The 16,203-nt window shown below is 71.1% G+C and carries 17 protein-coding genes; 13 read left to right on the top strand and 4 right to left on the bottom strand.

Annotated features, from left to right (window positions below):
* The first annotated feature begins 226 nt into the window (after window positions 1-226).
* A complete protein-coding gene (locus ACWDZ4_RS17685; protein ID WP_451509305.1) occupies window positions 227-493 on the top strand; it encodes a hypothetical protein in 267 nt (88 codons plus the stop codon).
* Window positions 494-578: 85 nt separating this feature from the next.
* On the opposite strand, the gene ACWDZ4_RS17680 is transcribed toward ACWDZ4_RS17685, so the two are convergent.
* Window positions 579-1,937, bottom strand: a complete 1,359-nt coding sequence (locus ACWDZ4_RS17680; protein WP_451509304.1) for an NAD(P)/FAD-dependent oxidoreductase — start codon at window positions 1,935-1,937, stop codon at window positions 579-581.
* Between the two features lie 343 nt (window positions 1,938-2,280).
* On the opposite strand from ACWDZ4_RS17680, the gene ACWDZ4_RS17675 reads away from it, so the two are divergent.
* The 4 genes from ACWDZ4_RS17675 (at window position 2,281) to ACWDZ4_RS17660 (ending at window position 7,244) form a co-directional block, all read left to right on the top strand.
* The gene (locus ACWDZ4_RS17675; RefSeq protein WP_451509303.1) at window positions 2,281-3,474 is read left to right on the top strand and encodes an argininosuccinate synthase; all 1,194 of its coding nucleotides are present in this window, start codon (window positions 2,281-2,283) and stop codon (window positions 3,472-3,474) included.
* Window positions 3,475-3,558: 84 nt separating this feature from the next.
* Window positions 3,559-4,986 carry an argininosuccinate lyase gene (gene argH, locus ACWDZ4_RS17670; RefSeq protein ID WP_451509302.1) on the top strand — a complete coding sequence of 476 codons (1,428 nt, stop codon included), beginning with the start codon at window positions 3,559-3,561 and terminating at the stop codon, window positions 4,984-4,986.
* A gap of 159 nt (window positions 4,987-5,145) precedes the next feature.
* A complete protein-coding gene (locus tag ACWDZ4_RS17665; RefSeq protein ID WP_451509301.1) occupies window positions 5,146-5,697 on the top strand; it encodes a TetR/AcrR family transcriptional regulator in 552 nt (183 codons plus the stop codon).
* Window positions 5,694-7,244, top strand: coding sequence for an MFS transporter (locus ACWDZ4_RS17660; protein WP_451509300.1), 1,551 nt, complete (start codon window positions 5,694-5,696; stop codon window positions 7,242-7,244). The genes ACWDZ4_RS17665 and ACWDZ4_RS17660 overlap by 4 nt, the downstream gene beginning before the upstream one ends.
* A 72-nt stretch (window positions 7,245-7,316) precedes the next feature.
* Here ACWDZ4_RS17660 and ACWDZ4_RS17655 read toward each other — a convergent pair whose 3' ends face one another.
* The gene (locus tag ACWDZ4_RS17655) at window positions 7,317-7,988 is read right to left on the bottom strand and encodes a lysophospholipid acyltransferase family protein (RefSeq protein WP_069929641.1); all 672 of its coding nucleotides are present in this window, start codon (window positions 7,986-7,988) and stop codon (window positions 7,317-7,319) included.
* A gap of 250 nt (window positions 7,989-8,238) precedes the next feature.
* Here ACWDZ4_RS17655 and ACWDZ4_RS17650 point away from each other — a divergent pair, with 250 nt between their 5' ends.
* The 3 genes from ACWDZ4_RS17650 (at window position 8,239) to ACWDZ4_RS17640 (ending at window position 10,591) form a co-directional block, all read left to right on the top strand.
* Window positions 8,239-9,399 carry a glycerophosphodiester phosphodiesterase gene (locus tag ACWDZ4_RS17650; protein WP_451509299.1) on the top strand — a complete coding sequence of 387 codons (1,161 nt, stop codon included), beginning with the start codon at window positions 8,239-8,241 and terminating at the stop codon, window positions 9,397-9,399.
* An 87-nt stretch (window positions 9,400-9,486) separates the two neighbouring features.
* On the top strand, window positions 9,487-10,050 hold the full coding sequence (locus tag ACWDZ4_RS17645) for a sigma-70 family RNA polymerase sigma factor (RefSeq protein WP_451509298.1): 564 nt from the start codon (window positions 9,487-9,489) through the stop codon (window positions 10,048-10,050).
* A 37-nt stretch (window positions 10,051-10,087) separates the two neighbouring features.
* Window positions 10,088-10,591 carry a GNAT family N-acetyltransferase gene (locus ACWDZ4_RS17640; RefSeq protein WP_451509297.1) on the top strand — a complete coding sequence of 168 codons (504 nt, stop codon included), beginning with the start codon at window positions 10,088-10,090 and terminating at the stop codon, window positions 10,589-10,591.
* Window positions 10,592-10,687: 96 nt separating this feature from the next.
* Here the strand turns inward: ACWDZ4_RS17640 and ACWDZ4_RS17635 are convergent, their stop codons facing one another.
* Window positions 10,688-11,116, bottom strand: a complete 429-nt coding sequence (locus ACWDZ4_RS17635) for a hypothetical protein (protein WP_451509296.1) — start codon at window positions 11,114-11,116, stop codon at window positions 10,688-10,690.
* A 2-nt stretch (window positions 11,117-11,118) separates the two neighbouring features.
* A complete protein-coding gene (locus ACWDZ4_RS17630) occupies window positions 11,119-11,478 on the bottom strand; it encodes a hypothetical protein (RefSeq protein WP_451509295.1) in 360 nt (119 codons plus the stop codon).
* Between the two features lie 88 nt (window positions 11,479-11,566).
* Between ACWDZ4_RS17630 and ACWDZ4_RS17625 the strand changes: the two genes are divergently transcribed.
* The 5 genes from ACWDZ4_RS17625 (at window position 11,567) to ACWDZ4_RS17605 (ending at window position 16,161) form a co-directional block, all read left to right on the top strand.
* Window positions 11,567-12,289: an HAD family hydrolase gene (locus ACWDZ4_RS17625; protein WP_451509294.1), complete on the top strand. Its 723-nt coding sequence runs from the start codon at window positions 11,567-11,569 to the stop codon at window positions 12,287-12,289.
* 388 nt (window positions 12,290-12,677) lie between these two features.
* Entirely contained in the window at window positions 12,678-13,739 is a 1,062-nt protein-coding gene (locus ACWDZ4_RS17620) for a methionine ABC transporter ATP-binding protein (protein WP_451509293.1), read from the top strand.
* Complete coding sequence (locus tag ACWDZ4_RS17615; RefSeq protein WP_451509292.1) at window positions 13,736-14,407, top strand: methionine ABC transporter permease; 672 nt, start codon at window positions 13,736-13,738, stop codon at window positions 14,405-14,407. Before ACWDZ4_RS17620 ends, ACWDZ4_RS17615 begins: the two co-directional genes overlap by 4 nt.
* An 81-nt stretch (window positions 14,408-14,488) precedes the next feature.
* On the top strand, window positions 14,489-15,352 hold the full coding sequence (locus tag ACWDZ4_RS17610; protein ID WP_451509291.1) for a MetQ/NlpA family ABC transporter substrate-binding protein: 864 nt from the start codon (window positions 14,489-14,491) through the stop codon (window positions 15,350-15,352).
* Window positions 15,353-15,513: 161 nt separating this feature from the next.
* On the top strand, window positions 15,514-16,161 hold the full coding sequence (locus ACWDZ4_RS17605) for a GNAT family N-acetyltransferase (RefSeq protein ID WP_451509290.1): 648 nt from the start codon (window positions 15,514-15,516) through the stop codon (window positions 16,159-16,161).
* Window positions 16,162-16,203: the final 42 nt, after the last annotated feature.

Below are 16,203 nucleotides of genomic sequence, written 5' to 3'. Positions count from 1 at the left end.
GTCCGCCCGTGCGGGCAGCGCCGGCGGCAGCGCGGGCAGGCCGTCCAGGCTCACAGGCTCACAGGCTCACAGGCTCACAGGCTCACGCCGATGTACCCCTTCTTCCCGCAGTACGCCGCGGACTCCTCGCCCGTCTTGGGGGTGAAGTGCTCGGCGTGCCGCGTCCGTTCCTCCCGGTACTCCAGGAGGGGGACGGCGAAACCGCAGCTGTCCTGATGCGCCGCGTGTGGAGCACGGCGATGGCGCGGGCGCTCGGCCCGTCGACGTCCTCGAACCGCGTGATGGGCCCGGCCCGCCGCGGGCCGTCCCGGAACACGGCCTCGCCCTGCCCGTGCACCCGCAGCACCTTGGGCGGTCCGGTGAAGGCGAGGTCCCGGCCCTGCCCTCGGGGGACACGCCCACGTGCCCGTCGGCGGCCGGCGGAGCCATGGCGGTGAAGAAGACCGGCTGGTCCTCGATGACGGTGCGGATCCGGCCGTCCATGCGCGCGTAGAGCTTTCCCACGCCACGGATCATGTGCTCCGGCTGACCGCCCAGGGCGGGTGTTCCACCTGGCGGGACATGGAACGTGGAACGGCCTAGGACTTGGCCGCCAGCGGCCTGCTGTGTTCACGGACCTGGTCCGGGGTGAGGTACACCGAGGTGTTCTCGAAGTCCTGGAGGGTGCCCGCCCGCCGGGACTGGAAGTCCGTACGGACGAAGTCGTCGCCCGCGACGGCGTTGAGCGTCCAGTTGGTCATGACCCGGGTCCGGGCGGTCATGGTGGGCAGGGCCAGCAGGTGGTAGCCGCGGGCCACCGCCTGGGCGGGGAGTCCGTGCAGCTCCATGCCCAGGGGCTTGGAGACGGCGTCCCGGCCGCCGAGGTCCACGACCAGGCCGAGGTCCTTGTGGATGTACGGCTTCAGCGGCATGCCGCGCAGCCGGGCGACGATGTTCGCGGCCAGGGCCTTGCCCTGGCGCTGGGCGTGCTGGGCGGTCGGCGGGCACATCGCGTCACCGCCCTTCGCGAGGTCGGGGACCGCCGCCGCGTCGCCCGCCGCGAACAGGCCGTCGAAGCCGGGGACGGTCAGCTGGGGCGTGGCGACGAGACGGCCGCGTACGGTCTCCGCTCCCAGCGTGGCCACCAGGGGGCTCGCGGCGACTCCGGCGGTCCAGATCAGGGTGTGCGACGGCAGCGTACGGCCGTCGGTGAGCTTGACGCAGGTCGCGTCGACGGAGGCGACCGAGGTGCCGAGGGAGAACGCGATGCCCCGGTAGCGCAGCATCGCCATGGCCTTCTCGCCCAGCTTCTCGCCGAGCTCCGGCAGCAGCCGCGGGGCCACGTCCACCAGGTGCCACTTGATCTGCGCGCGGTCCAGGCGCGGGTAGCGCTTGACGGCGGCGGAGGTGAGACGCTGCAGGCAGGCGGCGGTCTCGGTGCCGGCGTAGCCCCCGCCGACCACCACGAACTGCAGCCGCGCCGCGCGGTCGGCCTCGTCGGAGGTGGCGGCGGCGATGTCGAGCTGGGCGATGACGTGGTCGCGCAGCCACGCCGCCTCGGCCAGGGACTTCATGCCGCGCGCGTGCTCTTTCAGACCCGGGATGTCGAAGGTCCGGGTGGTGGATCCGGCGGCGAGGACGAGCTGGTCGTACGGTTCCGCGATCACCTCGCCCGTGACCTTCCTGATCACGCACACCTTGGCCTTGGCGTCGATGCCGATGGCGCCACCGGGGCAGATGCGGGTGCGGCGCAGCCGGCGGCGCAGCGACACCGCGACGGACTGCGGGGTGAGGACCCCGGCCGCCACGTGCGGCAGCAGCGGCAGGTAGAGCTGGTAGTCCGAGGGCGACACGAGCACCAGTTCGGCCTCGCCGGGAGACAGTTTCCGTTCCAGCCGCTGCAGGCACTCGACCCCGGCGAAACCCGCGCCGACCACGAGGATCTTCGGTCGCGTCATAGGTGTCCACTGCTCCTTACGGCTGCCGACGGCTGTTCCTTCCCCCACCTTCGGCGTTCGAAGCGGCGGCCGCCCGCCGACGAGGTGCATTCGGGGGGCGGAACTCCGGCGCGCGCCCGGACCGGGACCCGGATCACCGGCGCCGGGCGCCGCGGACCCCGGGCCCCTCCACCTGCCGCCCCGGCGTCCGGGGCGGCGTACGGCAGATTCTCCCGCAGCATGCCGTGCACCACCGGGACGTGCCGCTCGGCGGGGCCGTGCCGCCGCACGCTCCGGCTTTGACGAAACATACGGTGGAGTGCATAATTATGCTCATCGCCGCATGCATCACAAGGAGAAACCCGTGACCGAGCGCGTCGTACTCGCCTACTCGGGCGGTCTGGACACCTCCGTCGCCATCGGCTGGATCGCCGAGGAGACGGGCGCCGAGGTCATCGCCGTTGCCGTGGACGTCGGCCAGGGCGGCGAGGACCTGGACGTCATCCGCAAGCGCGCGCTCGCCTGCGGTGCGGTGGAAGCCGAGGTCGCGGACGCCAAGGACGAGTTCGCCGAGGAGTACTGCCTCCCGGCGATCAGGGCCAACGCCCTCTACATGGACCGCTACCCGCTGGTCTCCGCGCTCTCGCGGCCGGCCATCGTCAAGCACCTCGTCGCCGCCGCCCGCAAGCACGGCGCCGGCATCGTCGCCCACGGCTGCACCGGCAAGGGCAACGACCAGGTCCGCTTCGAGACCGGCATCTCCGCGCTGGGTCCCGACCTGAAGTGCATCGCCCCGGTCCGTGACTACGCGATGACCCGCGACAAGGCGATCGCCTTCTGCGCGGAGAAGAACCTCCCGGTCGCGACCACCGAGAAGTCCCCGTACTCCATCGATCAGAACGTCTTCGGGCGCGCCGTCGAGACGGGTTTCCTGGAGGACATCTGGAACGCCCCGACCGAGGACATCTACGAGTACACCGCGGACCCGGCCACCCCCCGCGAGGCCGACGAGGTCGTCATCTCCTTCAAGGAGGGCGTCCCGGTCGCCGTCGACGGCAGGCCGGTCACCGTCCTCCAGGCCGTCCAGCAGCTCAACGAGCGCGCCGGAGCCCAGGGCGTCGGCCGGATCGACCTGGTCGAGGACCGGCTGGTCGGCATCAAGTCCCGCGAGGTGTACGAGGCCCCCGGCGCGATCGCCCTGATCACCGCCCACCAGGAGCTGGAGAACGTCACCGTCGAGCGCGAGCTGGCCCGTTACAAGCGGCAGGTCGAGCAGCGCTGGGGCGAGATGGTCTACGACGGCCTGTGGTTCTCCCCGCTCAAGCGCGCCCTGGACGGCTTCATCAACGAGGCCAACCAGCACGTCACCGGCGACGTCCGGATGACCCTGCACGGCGGCCGCGCCGTCGTCACCGGCCGGAAGTCCGACGAGTCGCTGTACGACTTCAACCTGGCGACGTACGACTCGGGCGACACGTTCGACCAGTCCAAGGCGCAGGGCTTCATCGAGATCTTCGGCCTGTCGTCGAAGATCGCCGCGCGGCGTGACCTGGCGTAACCGGAACTCGTTCGACAGCCGTCTCCCCGGCCCTCCGCGGCGGGGAGGCGGGCGCACATCCCCACTTTTTGAGGAGCAGTAGCTGTGAGCAGCAACAACGGTGACGTCAGGCTCTGGGGCGGCCGCTTCGCCGACGGGCCCGCCGAGGCCCTCGCCAAGCTGTCCGCGTCCGTCCACTTCGACTGGCGTCTGGCGCCGTACGACATCGCCGGCTCCCGCGCCCACGCGCGCGTGCTCCACAAGGCGGGGCTGCTCACCGAGGACGAGCTGGACCGCATGCTGGCCGGTCTCGACCAGCTGGAGGCCGACGTCGCGGACGGCTCCTTCACCGGCACCATCGCCGACGAGGACGTCCACACCGCCCTGGAACGGGGCCTCCTGGAGCGCCTGGGCGCCGACCTCGGCGGCAAGCTGCGCGCCGGCCGGTCCCGCAACGACCAGGTCGCCACGCTCTTCCGGATGTACCTGCGCGACCACGCCCGCATCATCGGCGGCCTGGTCGCCGAGCTCCAGGACGCGCTCGTCGGCCTCGCCGAGGCGCACCCGGAGGTCGCCATGCCGGGCCGTACGCACCTCCAGCACGCCCAGCCCGTCCTCTTCGCCCACCACGTCCTGGCCCACGTCCAGTCCCTGTCCCGGGACGCCGAGCGGCTGCGCCAGTGGGACGAGCGGACGGCCGTGTCGCCGTACGGATCGGGGGCCCTGGCGGGTTCGTCCCTCGGCCTGGACCCCGAGGCGGTCGCCGCCGACCTCGGCTTCGAGCACGGCTCCTCGGCCAACTCCATCGACGGCACGGCGTCGCGCGACTTCGTCGCCGAGTTCGCCTTCATCACCGCGATGATCGGCGTCAACCTCTCCCGGATCGCGGAAGAGATCATCATCTGGAACACGAAGGAGTTCTCCTTCGTCACCCTCCACGACGCCTTCTCCACCGGCTCGTCGATCATGCCGCAGAAGAAGAACCCGGACATCGCCGAGCTCGCGCGCGGCAAGTCCGGCCGCCTCATCGGCAACCTCACCGGCCTGATGGCGACCCTGAAGGCCCTCCCGCTCGCGTACAACCGCGACCTCCAGGAGGACAAGGAGCCGGTCTTCGACTCCTGCGACACCCTCGAGGTCCTGCTGCCCGCCTTCACCGGCATGATGGCCACGCTCACCGTCAACCGCGCGCGCATGGAGGAACTGGCCCCGGCCGGCTTCTCGCTCGCCACCGACATCGCCGAGTGGCTGGTCAGGCAGGGCGTACCGTTCCGGGTCGCGCACGAGGTCGCCGGCGAGTGCGTCAAGGAGTGCGAGCAGCACGGCATCGAGCTCGAGGAGCTCACCGACGAGCAGTTCGCCGAGATCTCCCCGCACCTGACCCCCGAGGTGCGTACGGTCCTGAACGTCGCCGGCGCCCTCGCCTCCCGCAACGGCCGCGGCGGCACCGCCCCCTCCGCGGTCGCGGTCCAGCTCGCCGAGGTGAAGGCGGACCTGGCAGCCCAGCACGCCTGGGCCACCGCCAAGAGCTGAGCCGCTCCGGACGCCACCCGGACGCCCCCGGACACCATCCCGCCCGCCCCGTCCGCCCCGCGCGAGCGCGCCCACGAACCGCTGGGCGCCGCTCGCGCGGGGCGGGCGCGTCACGGCCTTGCGAGACATTGATGTCTCATTCGGGGTTATGGTCGTCCCATGACTGTCGATCGCGAGCAGGTGCTCCGCACCGCGGCCGCCCTCCTCTCCCGCAAGGCGACCGCGACCATGGACGAGGTCGCCAGAGCGGCCGGCATCGGCCGGGCCACTCTGCACCGCCACTTCGCCGGGCGGGACGCCCTGGTCAAGGCGCTCGAAGTGCTCGGCATCCGCGAGTTCGAGGCGGCGCTCGACGCCGCCCGGCTCGACGAGGGATCCGCCGAGGAAGGGCTGCGCCGCCTCGTCGCGGAGATCGAGCCCGCCGCCGGTCTGCTCTCCTTCCTCGTCACCGAGAACCAGCTCTTCGAGGGCGCCCACGTCAACGAGGGATGGGGCCGTCTGGACGCGCGGGTCTCCGCGCATTTCCGGCGCGGACAGCAGCAGGGCGAGTTCCGGATCGACCTCACCCCGGCCTGGCTGACCGAAGCCCTGTACGGGCTCATCGGCACCGGCGCGTGGGCCGTCCAGGACGGCCGGGTGGCGGCAAAGGACTTCCAGTACATGATCGTCGAGTTGCTGCTCGGCGGAGCACGTCGGAACGTGGAGCAATGACGAGTAGCGGCCGGCACCAGGTGGCGCGGAGCGCCGTCCGCCATCCCGGCCGCTGGCTGGCGCTCGGCGTCCTCGTGCTCGCCGTGCTGCTGGTCGCCGTCGACGCGACCGTGCTCGGCCTCGCGACGCCCTTCCTGAGCGAGGACCTCCAGCCCTCCGGCACCCAGCTGCTGTGGATCGGCGACGTCTACTCGTTCGTCATCGCCGGCCTGCTCGTCTCCATGGGCAGTCTCGGCGACCGGATCGGCCGCAAGAAGCTGCTGCTGACCGGCGCGGTCGCGTTCGGCGCGGTCTCCGTGCTCAACGCGTACGCCACCAGCCCCGAGATGATGATCGTGGCCCGCGCGCTGCTCGGCGTGGCCGGTGCGACGCTGATGCCGTCCACGCTCGCGCTGATCCGCAACATCTTCCACGATCCCGAGGAACGCAGCTTCGCCATCGGTGTCTGGGGCGCCGCGGCCTCGGCCGGCGCCGCCGTCGGCCCGGTCGTCGGCGGCTTCCTCCTGGAGAACTTCTGGTGGGGCTCGGTCTTCCTCATCAACGTGCCCGTGATGCTGGTCCTGGTCCTCGTCGGCATCAAGCTGCTGCCCGAGTCGAAGGACCCGGCGCCCGGCCCGTGGGACCTGCTCAGCGTCGTCCTCTCGCTCGTCGGCCTGGTCTGCGTCGTGTACGCCGTCAAGGAGGCGGCGGCGCACGGCTTCCGCTGGGACATCGGGCTCACGGCGGTGGCCGGTGTGGCCGCGCTCTTCTGGTTCGTACGGCGCCAGCTCACGCTTCCCGCGCCGCTGCTGGACATGCGGCTGTTCCACCACCGCGGCTTCTCCGGCGCGGTCCTCGCCGACCTGCTGACCATCCTCGGCCTGTCCGGCCTGGTCTTCTTCCTCTCGCAGTTCCTGCAACTCGTCCAGGAGCGCACGCCCCTGGAGGCGGGACTCATCGAACTGCCCGCCGCGGCCGGCGCGGTGGCGGCCGGTCTGACGGCCGGTTACGTGGCGCGCAGGGCCTCGGTCCGCATCGCGGTGACCGGCGGTCTGATGGCGCTCGGGCTCGGCCTCTTGACCTGCACCATCGCCACGGCGGACACCGGTGTGCCCCTGCTGGTGGCGGCCATGGTCATCGGCGGCATCGGGGCGGGCCTGGCCTTCACCGTGACGGCGGACGTCATCCTGTCCAGCGTCCCCAAGGAGCAGGCCGGCGCCGCCTCGGCCGTCTCCGAGACGGCGTACGAACTGGGCGCGGCGCTCGGCATCGCCCTGCTCGGCTCGATCGTGACCGGGATCTACCGCGGCTTCACCTCTCCGGCGGGCACCCCCGCCGAGGTGGCGGACGCGGCCCACGACTCGCTCGGCGGAGCCGTGGAGTCGGCGGCGGCCCTGCCCCCCGAACAGGCCGCCGCGCTGATCTCCGCGGCGCAGGAGGCGTTCACCGACGGCTTCCAGGCGGCGGCGTGGGTGGGCTCCGTGGTGCTGTTCGCGACAGCGGCCGCGGCGTGGTTCACGCTGCGGGGCCAGAAGCTGGCAGAAGGCATCGTCGAGGACCTGCACTGAGGGAGGGCGTACGACGAAGGGGCCGTGCCACCCGTCGGCGGCACGACCCCTCACCCGTACGCCCGAGCAGCCTCAGGCGGCCTTGGCCTTCGTCGCGTACATGTCCACGTACTCCTGGCCGGACAGCCGCATGACCTCGGCCATCACCGAGTCCGTGACCGCGCGCAGCACATAGCGGTCGCGGTCCATGCCCTCGTAGCGCGAGAACTCCATCGGCTCGCCGAAGCGCACCGTCACCTTGCCGGGGCGCGGCAGGCCCGCACCGCCCGGCTGGAGCTTGTCCGTGCCGATCATCGCGAACGGCACGACCGGCGCGCCGGTCATCAGCGTGAGGCGGGCGATGCCCGTACGGCCGCGGTAGAGGCGGCCGTCGGGGGAGCGGGTGCCCTCCGGGTAGATCGAGAAGATCTTGCCCTCTTCGAGGACCCGGCGGCCCGTCATCAGCGCCGCGACACCGCCGCGGCCGCCGTCCCGGTCCACCGGGATCATGCCGCAGCTGGTGAAGAACCAGGCCATCAGCCGGCCCTTGAGCCCCTTGCCCGTGACGTACTCGTCCTTGCCGATGTAGTAGACCTGCCGGTCGCAGCAGATCGGCATGATCATCGAGTCGATGAACGTGAGGTGGTTGCCCGCCAGGATGACCGGTCCGGTCCCGGGAATGTTCTGAGCGCCCTCCACCTGCGGGCGGAACATCAGGCGCAGGATCGGTCCGAGCACTGCCTTGATGAGCGCGAGACGGGACAACGGTTCCTCCGGTGTCGTGGCCGGGCGGGCCTGCCTGGCCTGGCCTGATTCTTTTCTGAACGAAATCTGTGCAGGTGAGGACGATACTCGCGGGCACCGTGCGACCGCACATCGGGTTCATCACTTCGATACGCAGTGTTGATGTGTGTTTCCACCGCGTTCCGTCCAGAGCCTCGTCCGCGTAAGACGTAGACGCCTACGATCGGGCCTTCGCTTTCGGCGGGTACGGGACACCACAGAAGGAGCGTTCATGACACAGGGCGGACAGACGAACCCCGGGCGGCGCACGGTTCTCGGCGCGGCCGGACTCGGCGCGGCCGCGCTCGGCGCGGGCGGCCTCACCCTCGGACTGCCGGGCACGGCGAGAGCCGGCGGCAAGGGCCGCGGCGGGTACCGCGACCTTCCCGTACCGACCGTCGTCGCGCACCGCGGAGCCAGCGGCTACCGCCCCGAGCACACCATCGGCTCGTACCAGCTGGCCCTGGACATGGGCGCGCACGTCATCGAGCAGGACCTCGTCCCCACCAAGGACGGGCATCTCGTCTGCCGGCACGAGAACGACATCACGGGGACCACGGACGTCGCGGCCCACCCCGAGTTCGCCGACCGCAAGGTGACCAAGTCCGTCGACGGCGTCTCCCTGACCGGCTGGTTCACCGAGGACTTCACGCTCGCCGAGCTCAAGACGCTCCGCGCCAAGGAGCGGATCCCCGGCACCCGGCAGCAGAACACGCCGTACGACGGCCGCTGGACCGTTCCCACCCTCGAAGAGGTGCTGCGCTGGGCCGAGCGGGAAGGGCGGGCCCGCGGCCGGCGGATCTGGCTCCACATCGAGACCAAGCACCCCACCTACTTCCGCGGTCTCGGTCTCGGCCTCGAAGAGCCGCTCGCCGGACTGCTGCGCACGTACGGCCGCCACAAGAAGGACGCGCCGAACTTCCTCCAGTCCTTCGAGCCCAGCAGCATGCGGCGCATGGCGGAGCTCGTCGCCGCTCCGCGCGTCGTCCTGCTGGACGCCGCGTCCACCCGGCCCTGGGACTTCGTCCAGGCGGGCGACCCGCGTACCGTCGCCGACCTGGTCGGGCCCGAGGGGCTGGAGTGGATCGCCGGCTTCGCCCAGGGGATCGGCCCGACCCTGAACCTGATCATCCCCAGGGACGCGGCGGGCCGGCTGGGCAAGCCGACGACGCTGGTACGGGACGCGCACGCGCGGGGCCTGATCCTCCACCCGTACACGCTGCGCAACGAGAACACCTTCCTGCCCGCGGACTTCAGGCGCGGCACCGACCCGACGGCGTACGGAGACGTCTTCGGGGCCCTCAAGGCGTACTTCGAGCAGGGCATCGACGGGATTTTCTCCGACAACCCGGACACGGCGCTGCTGGCGGCCGCCGACTTCACGCGCCGCTGACGCGGGGTGGGGCGGCGGATGCCCACGGACGGGTGACGGTCCCGCCGTGCGGCAACCGCCGGCCGCCGGCACCACGTCCCGCCTGGCATGACCCCCACCGTGCCCGCTGCCCCGCCCGCCCCGTCCGGGACCGCCTCGTCCCACCTCTTCAGCACGCTGCGCCCCCTGCTGGCCGCCGAGGCCGGCGCGGAGGCGGCCGGCGGGGGAGTCGATCCCGGCGACCTCGAACAGACCGTATGGCTACGGCTCCTCGAACTCCTGGACGGAGCGGGCCCGCCGCCCGACCCGGCGGACTGGCTGCTGCGCGCCGTACGGGCCGAGGCCCGCCTGGCCCGCCGTGCGGCGCGGCGCGAACTGCCGCACCCCGCCCCGCCCGCCGCGACCACGGACACCGCCTGCCCGGAACGCGCCGCGCTGACCGCGGAACGGCACCGCGTGCTGCGCGAGGCCGTCGGCAGGCTGCCCGGCAGGTGTCCACGGCTGCTGGACGCGATGCTGTCGCCGGCCGATCCCACCTACCAGGAAATCGCAGGGGAGTTGGGAATGTCACAAGGGAGTTTGGGGCCGATGCGTTCCCGTTGCCTGGGATGCCTGCGCAGAATGCTGGCAGCGGAGGTTGCGGCTCCCGGGCGAAGGGGAAGGGAGCGGTAAGCAACCGGCGTATCAGGCGAGCGGGAGGCATGCACACATGGGCATGAGTGTGACCATCTCAGCGGCAACGGCGCAGGATGCCGAGCAGATCCTCAAGTTGCAGTACCTGTGCTACCAGAGCGAGGCCGAGCTCTACGGCGACTACACCATCGAGCCGCTCACCCAGACCCTCGACGACCTGCGGGCCGAACTCGGCCGCAGCCACACCCTGGTGGCCCGGCTCGGCGAGGAGGTGGTCGCGTCGGTGCGCGCCGCCGTCGACGAGGCGGGGACCGCCCGGATCGCCAGGCTCGTCGTGCACCCCCGGATGCAGCGGCACGGGCTCGGCGGCCGGCTGCTCGACGCCATCGAGGCGTACGTCGCCGGGGAGCCCGCCGCCAAGCGCTTCCAGCTCTTCACCGGTCACCGCAGCGAGGGCAACCTGCGGCTGTACCGCAGTCACGGTTACGTCCCGGTCGCCACCGAGCAGATCGCTCCGGGCTTCTCCCTGGTCACCCTCCAGAAGGAGACGGCGGTGAAGGCGTACGCCGCGAGCGCGTAGACCGCCTGCGGCAGCTCCAGCCCGTCCGGGGGCCTGAGGACTTCCCCCGGTTCGGGAAGGGGCGGGGCGGGGAGAAGGCCCACCGCGGGCGTTCTCCTACGCGCGCCGTGCCCTCCGCAGCCACATCACGCCCGTGACCGGCAGCAGCACCGGGATGAACAGGTACCCCTTCCCGAACGCCGACCACACCGTCGCATCCGGGAACGCCGCCGGATCGATCACCGTCCAGGTCCCGACGACCAGCACGCCCACCAGCTCCGCCGCGCAGCACACCAGCGCCGCCCGGCGAGCCGTCTCCCCGCCCCGCACCAGGGTGTACGTAATGAACGCGTACACCACCGCGGCCACGGCGGACAGCGTGTAGGCGAGCGGCGCCCGGTCGTACTCCGTGGCGATCTGGTAGACCGAACGGGACACGGCGCCGACCGACATGACGCCGTACAGCCAGACCAGCAGCAGCCCGGGCCCCTTCACCAGCCGGGTGCGGGAGCGGTCCTGCCCCTCTCCGGTGACGGGCTCGCTCATCGTCACCCTCCCCAGATGTCGTGGAGCCGGACTTCGAGCACGGCCAGCACGACCGCGCCCGCCGCGACCGTCACCGACCCCCAGCGGGTCCGCTCCGCCAGCGACAGGAAGCCGGCCGCGGGCACGGCGGCGAGCGCTCCGACGAGGTAGGAAACGAAGATCACCGCGCCCTCGTCCGGCTTCTCGCCGCGCGCCAGCCGCACGATGCCGACCACCAGCTGGGCGAGCGCGAGCAGGGACACCACGGCCATGCCGATGAAGTGCCAGTCCTTGGTGGGCTGATCGCGACAAGCGGCGTAACCGCACCACGCGGCAAGTGCGAGCGCGGCCACGGAGACCGTGACCGTCAGGGCGTCAAGCATGACGACGAGCGTATTACGGCCCGGACGGCGGGTGAGCGCAGGGGCGGGCGTACGGGCGGGCGCACGGCCGGGCGTAGGGTCGGTCACCATGAAGATCGACGCCGAGGCCCTGCTGTTCGACAACGACGGAACGCTGCTCTCCTCCATGGAGTCGGTGATCCGCTGCTGGACCCGCTGGGCGCAGGAGTACGGCATATCGGCGGAGGAGTTCGCGGCCGTGGAGCTGCACGGCCGCCCCGCGGCCGAGATCGTCGCGGATCTGCTGCCCGCCGGCGCGGTGCCGGGCGCGGTGGCCCGTATCGAAGAGCTGGAAGTCGAGGACGTGGCCGGGGGCGTCGTGATCCTTCCCGGCACCGCGGAGCTGCTCGCCTCACTCCCTTCCCCCGGGCTCTCGGCTTCGCCCGGGCAGACGGGCGAACAGACGGACGAACAGGAAGGCGAACGGGGAGGCGCCCCCATGCGCTGGGCCGTGGTCACCTCCGCCTCCCGCAGGCTCGCCGAGGCGCGCCTCGCCGAGGCCGGCATCCACCCCACGACGCTGATCGCCGCCGACGACATCACGCGCGGCAAGCCCGACCCCGAGCCGTTCCTGCTGGCGGCCCGCAGGCTCGGGGTCGACCCGGCGCGCTGCGTGGTCTTCGAAGACGCTCCCGCCGGGCTGCGGGCCGGCCGTGCGGCGGGGATGAAGACCGTGGCGTTGGCCACAACGCACGACCGTTCGCAACTGGTCGCGGACATCGTCGTGGAGAATCTCTCGGCGGTGTCCCTGCAGGCCACGGGCGGCGGCGTGGAGATCGTCACGGAGGGCTGAGCGCCCTCGAGCCGCGTCCCTCCGTGAGACAGAAGTGTCCGCTATACGGACCATGTTGATCGGTACATGCGCGCGTCTGGTTTACTCGTCGCATGACCACGACGAGCAGCCGCACCCTTGCGACCGAGGCGACGACGACGCCCGGTGCTCGTTGTATGTGTCGAATGTGCGCCTTCTGAGGGCCCCTGCCTGAGCCTCGCGCCCCGAAGCGAGACCCGACAGCCGCGCCCCGCGTCCCCGAGTGCGTACGTACTCGAAGGACCGGGCCCGCCTGCCCCGCGCACGCGTTGCCTCCGGTACCCACCGACCCAGCCGTGCCACGTCCACAAGACGAATGCCCCGTGCCCGGCGGACACTGCGTCGCGCACTCGACAGTGACGGAAACCCTGTGATCACCACTACGGGCCTCACCAAGGTCTATCCATCGCGTGGCCGCGAAGTCACCGCCCTGGACGGCGTCGACCTGCACGTCCGCGAGGGCGAGGTGTACGGAGTCATCGGCCAGAGCGGCGCCGGCAAGTCCTCCCTGATCCGCTGCGTCAACCTGCTGGAGCGCCCCACCGCCGGCACGGTCACCGTCGACGGCCGGGACCTCACCGCGCTCGCCGGCCGCGGCCGCCGCGCGGGCAAGGAGCTGCGCCGGGCGCGCAGCCGCATCGGCATGGTCTTCCAGCACTTCAACCTCCTCTCCTCGCGCACCGTGAAGGACAACATCGAGCTGCCGCTCGAAATCCTCGGCGTGTCCGGACAGGAGCGCTCCCGCAAGGCGCTGGAACTGCTCGACCTGGTCGGTCTCGCCGACAAGGCGAGGGCCTACCCCGCCCAGCTCTCCGGCGGCCAGAAGCAGCGCGTCGGCATCGCCCGCGCCCTGGCCGGCGATCCCAAGGTGCTGCTCTCCGACGAGGCCACCTCGGCGCTCGACCCCGAGACCACCCGCTCGATCCTCCAGCTGCTGCGCGACCTCAACCAGCAGCTCGGCCTGACCGTCCTGCTCATCACGCACGAGATGGACGTCGTCAAGACGATCTGCGACTCGGCCGCGCTGATGAAGAAGGGCCGGATCGTCGAGTCCGGCACGGTCGGCGAGCTCCTGGCGACGCCGGGCTCCGAGCTGGCGCACGAACTCTTCCCGGTGGGCGGCCAGGCGTCGGGCCCCGGCCGCACGGTCGTCGACGTCACCTTCCACGCCGAGGCCGCGACGCAGCCGGTGATCTCCCAGCTCTCCCGTACGTACAACATCGACATCTCGATCCTGGGCGCCGCGATGGACACCGTCGGCGGCAGGCAGATCGGCCGGATGCGCATCGAGCTGCCCGGCCTGTACGAGGAGAACGTCGTCCCCGTCGGCTTCCTGCGCGAGCAGGGACTCCAGGTGGAGGTCGTCGACGAGCCCGCGAACGTACCGGCGCAGACCGCCGCCCCCGCCCTGGTGAAGGAAGGTGCCAAGTGAACTGGTCGGAGATGCAGCCGCTGCTGACGCAGGGAACCGTCGACACCCTCTACATGGTGCTGTGGTCCACCGTCGTCTCGGTCCTCGGCGGCCTGCCGCTCGGTATCCTGCTCGTCCTCACGGACAAGGGCGGACTGCTCCAGAACGTGGCCGTCAACAAGGTCGTCGGCGTGATCGTGAACATCGGCCGCTCGCTGCCGTTCATCATCCTGCTGATCGCCCTGATCCCCTTCACGACGCTGGTCGTCGGCACCTTCATCGGTCCCAGCGCGATGATCGTGCCGCTCGCCATCGGCGCCATCCCGTTCTTCGCCCGGCTCGTCGAGACCGCGATCCGCGAGGTCGACCACGGCCTGGTCGAGGCGGTCCAGGCGATGGGCGGCGGCGTACCGACCGTCGTCTTCAAGGTCCTGCTGCCGCAGTCCCTGCCGTCCCTGATCTCCGGCATCACCACCACCGTGATCGTGCTCGTCGGCTACTCGGCGATGGCGGGCGCCGTCGGCGGCGAGGGCCTCGGCTCCAAGGCCGTCACGTACGGGTACCAGCGCTTCGAGACCGAGTTCATGCTCGTCACCGTGGTCGTCCTGATCGCGATCGTGACCGTGGTGCAGCTCATCGGCGACGGCGCGATCCGGCTGCTGGCGCGCCGCGGACGCACCGCCTCCTAGGACTTCCCCGACTTCCTTCCCCAGCAAGCCCGCACTCCTTGTCCGGGCTGTCACCCGCACCACCAGAAAGAGGCACTTTTCGTGCGTAAGAACATCAAGACCACCGCGGCTGCCGCCGCCTCCGCCGCCATAGCCCTCGGCCTCACCGCCTGCGGCACCGCCTCCGACCCGGGCGCCAAGACCGAGTCCGGCGGCAAGGCCGACACGTCCAAGGCGCTCGTCGTCGCCGCGTCCCCGACGCCGCACGCCGACATCCTGGGCTACGTCAAGGACAACCTGGCGGCGAAGGCCGGCCTGAAGCTCGAGGTCAAGGAGTTCACGGACTACGTCCTGCCGAACACCGCCACCCAGAGCGGCGAGGTCGACGCCAACTTCTTCCAGCACAAGCCGTACCTCGACGACTTCAACAAGAAGAAGGGCACCACCATCGTGCCCGTCGTCGATGTCCACCTGGAGCCCCTGGCCCTCTACTCCAAGAAGGCCGAGGACATCAAGGACATCAAGCCCGGCCAGACGGTCGCGGTGCCCAACGACACCACCAACGAGGGCCGTGCGCTCAAGCTGCTCGCGGACAACGGCCTCATCACGCTGAAGGACGGCGCGGGCCAGGACGCCAAGCTGTCCGACATCAAGGACAAGAAGGGCCTGGAGTTCAAGGAGCTGGAGGCGGCCACGCTGCCCCGCGCCCTGGACGACGTCGACGCCGCGGTCATCAACGGCAATTACGCCATCGAGGCCGACCTCGAGCCCGCCGAGGACTCGCTGGCGATCGAGGAGGCCGAAGGCAACCCGTACGCCAACTTCCTCGCGGTCAAGAAGGGCAACGAGAAGGACGCGCGGGTGCGGAAGCTCGCCGAGCTCCTCAACTCCGACGAGGTCAAGAAGTTCATCGAGGACAAGTACGCCGGCTCGATCGTGCCGGCCTTCGGTGCCGTCAAGTCCTGACGCCCGTACGGTCCTTGTGAGCGAAGGCCCCGTCCGCCCCGCCGGGTGCGCGGGGCCTTCGCGCTCCCGGGCCGCCACCACCCGGCCATGCGCACGGCGGCCATGATGCTGCATGCTGTGCCTTTACGGCCTACCCGACGGTCCACGGCATGGAGCTGCGCATGACTACCACCTTCCCGGACATCTCCATCAGCACGGACCGGCTGGTGCTGCGCCCCTTCGACGAGTCGGACATCCCGGCGCTCATCGAGATGATGAACGACGAGATGGTCGTCGCCTGGGCCTCCGCGCCGCACCCCTACACCACGACCGACGCCGAGCGCTGGGTCCGCAGGATCGCTCCCGCGGAGCGCACCCAGGGCCGCGGAATCGCCCTCGCCGTCACCGAGTTCCTCACCCAGCGTCTCGTCGGGACCGTCCATCTCCGGCACACCGACTGGCGCACCCGCGCCACCGAGGCCGCCTATGTGACGGCCCCCTGGGCGCGCGGCGAGGGGTACGCCACCGAGGCGGTGCTCGCCGTCGCCCAGTGGATCTTCCGCGACCAGCGGTTCGAGCGCCTGGAACTGCGCACCGCCGCCGACAACACCGCGTCCCAGCAGGTCGCGCAGAAGATCGGCTGCGTCAGCGAAGGCGTTCTGCGCAACGCCTGGATAGCGCGGACCCGGACCGAGAACGGCGCGGACGGCGGCTGGACCGACATCCGCACCGACCTGATCGTCTGGAGCCTGCTCCCCGAGGACCTCGAAGGTGTCGCCGACCGGATGGCCGGCGCCGGCGGCTACGGCTCGTACAACGACTGGAACTGACCCCCGCTCCCCGGCGCATCCGTGGTCCGTACCAGGTACTCT

It is taken from the genome of Streptomyces sp. NPDC003016, assembly GCF_053591455.1.
Note: the sequence above shows the minus strand (reverse complement) of the source record. Positions and strands in the feature narration are given on the sequence as shown.

What these genes read in the sequence shown, in the direction of transcription:
- ACWDZ4_RS17680 (WP_451509304.1), bottom strand. Translation starts at nt 1,937, where the DNA reads ATGACGCGACCGAAGATCCTCGTGGTCGGCGCGGGTTTCGCCGGGGTC.
- ACWDZ4_RS17665 (WP_451509301.1), top strand. Translation starts at nt 5,146, where the DNA reads ATGACTGTCGATCGCGAGCAGGTGCTCCGCACCGCGGCCGCCCTCCTC.
- ACWDZ4_RS17660 (WP_451509300.1), top strand. Translation starts at nt 5,694, where the DNA reads ATGACGAGTAGCGGCCGGCACCAGGTGGCGCGGAGCGCCGTCCGCCAT.
- ACWDZ4_RS17650 (WP_451509299.1), top strand. Translation starts at nt 8,239, where the DNA reads ATGACACAGGGCGGACAGACGAACCCCGGGCGGCGCACGGTTCTCGGC.
- ACWDZ4_RS17645 (WP_451509298.1), top strand. Translation starts at nt 9,487, where the DNA reads ATGACCCCCACCGTGCCCGCTGCCCCGCCCGCCCCGTCCGGGACCGCC.
- ACWDZ4_RS17640 (WP_451509297.1), top strand. Translation starts at nt 10,088, where the DNA reads ATGGGCATGAGTGTGACCATCTCAGCGGCAACGGCGCAGGATGCCGAG.
- ACWDZ4_RS17635 (WP_451509296.1), bottom strand. Translation starts at nt 11,116, where the DNA reads ATGAGCGAGCCCGTCACCGGAGAGGGGCAGGACCGCTCCCGCACCCGG.
- ACWDZ4_RS17630 (WP_451509295.1), bottom strand. Translation starts at nt 11,478, where the DNA reads ATGCTTGACGCCCTGACGGTCACGGTCTCCGTGGCCGCGCTCGCACTT.
- ACWDZ4_RS17625 (WP_451509294.1), top strand. Translation starts at nt 11,567, where the DNA reads ATGAAGATCGACGCCGAGGCCCTGCTGTTCGACAACGACGGAACGCTG.
- ACWDZ4_RS17605 (WP_451509290.1), top strand. Translation starts at nt 15,514, where the DNA reads ATGACTACCACCTTCCCGGACATCTCCATCAGCACGGACCGGCTGGTG.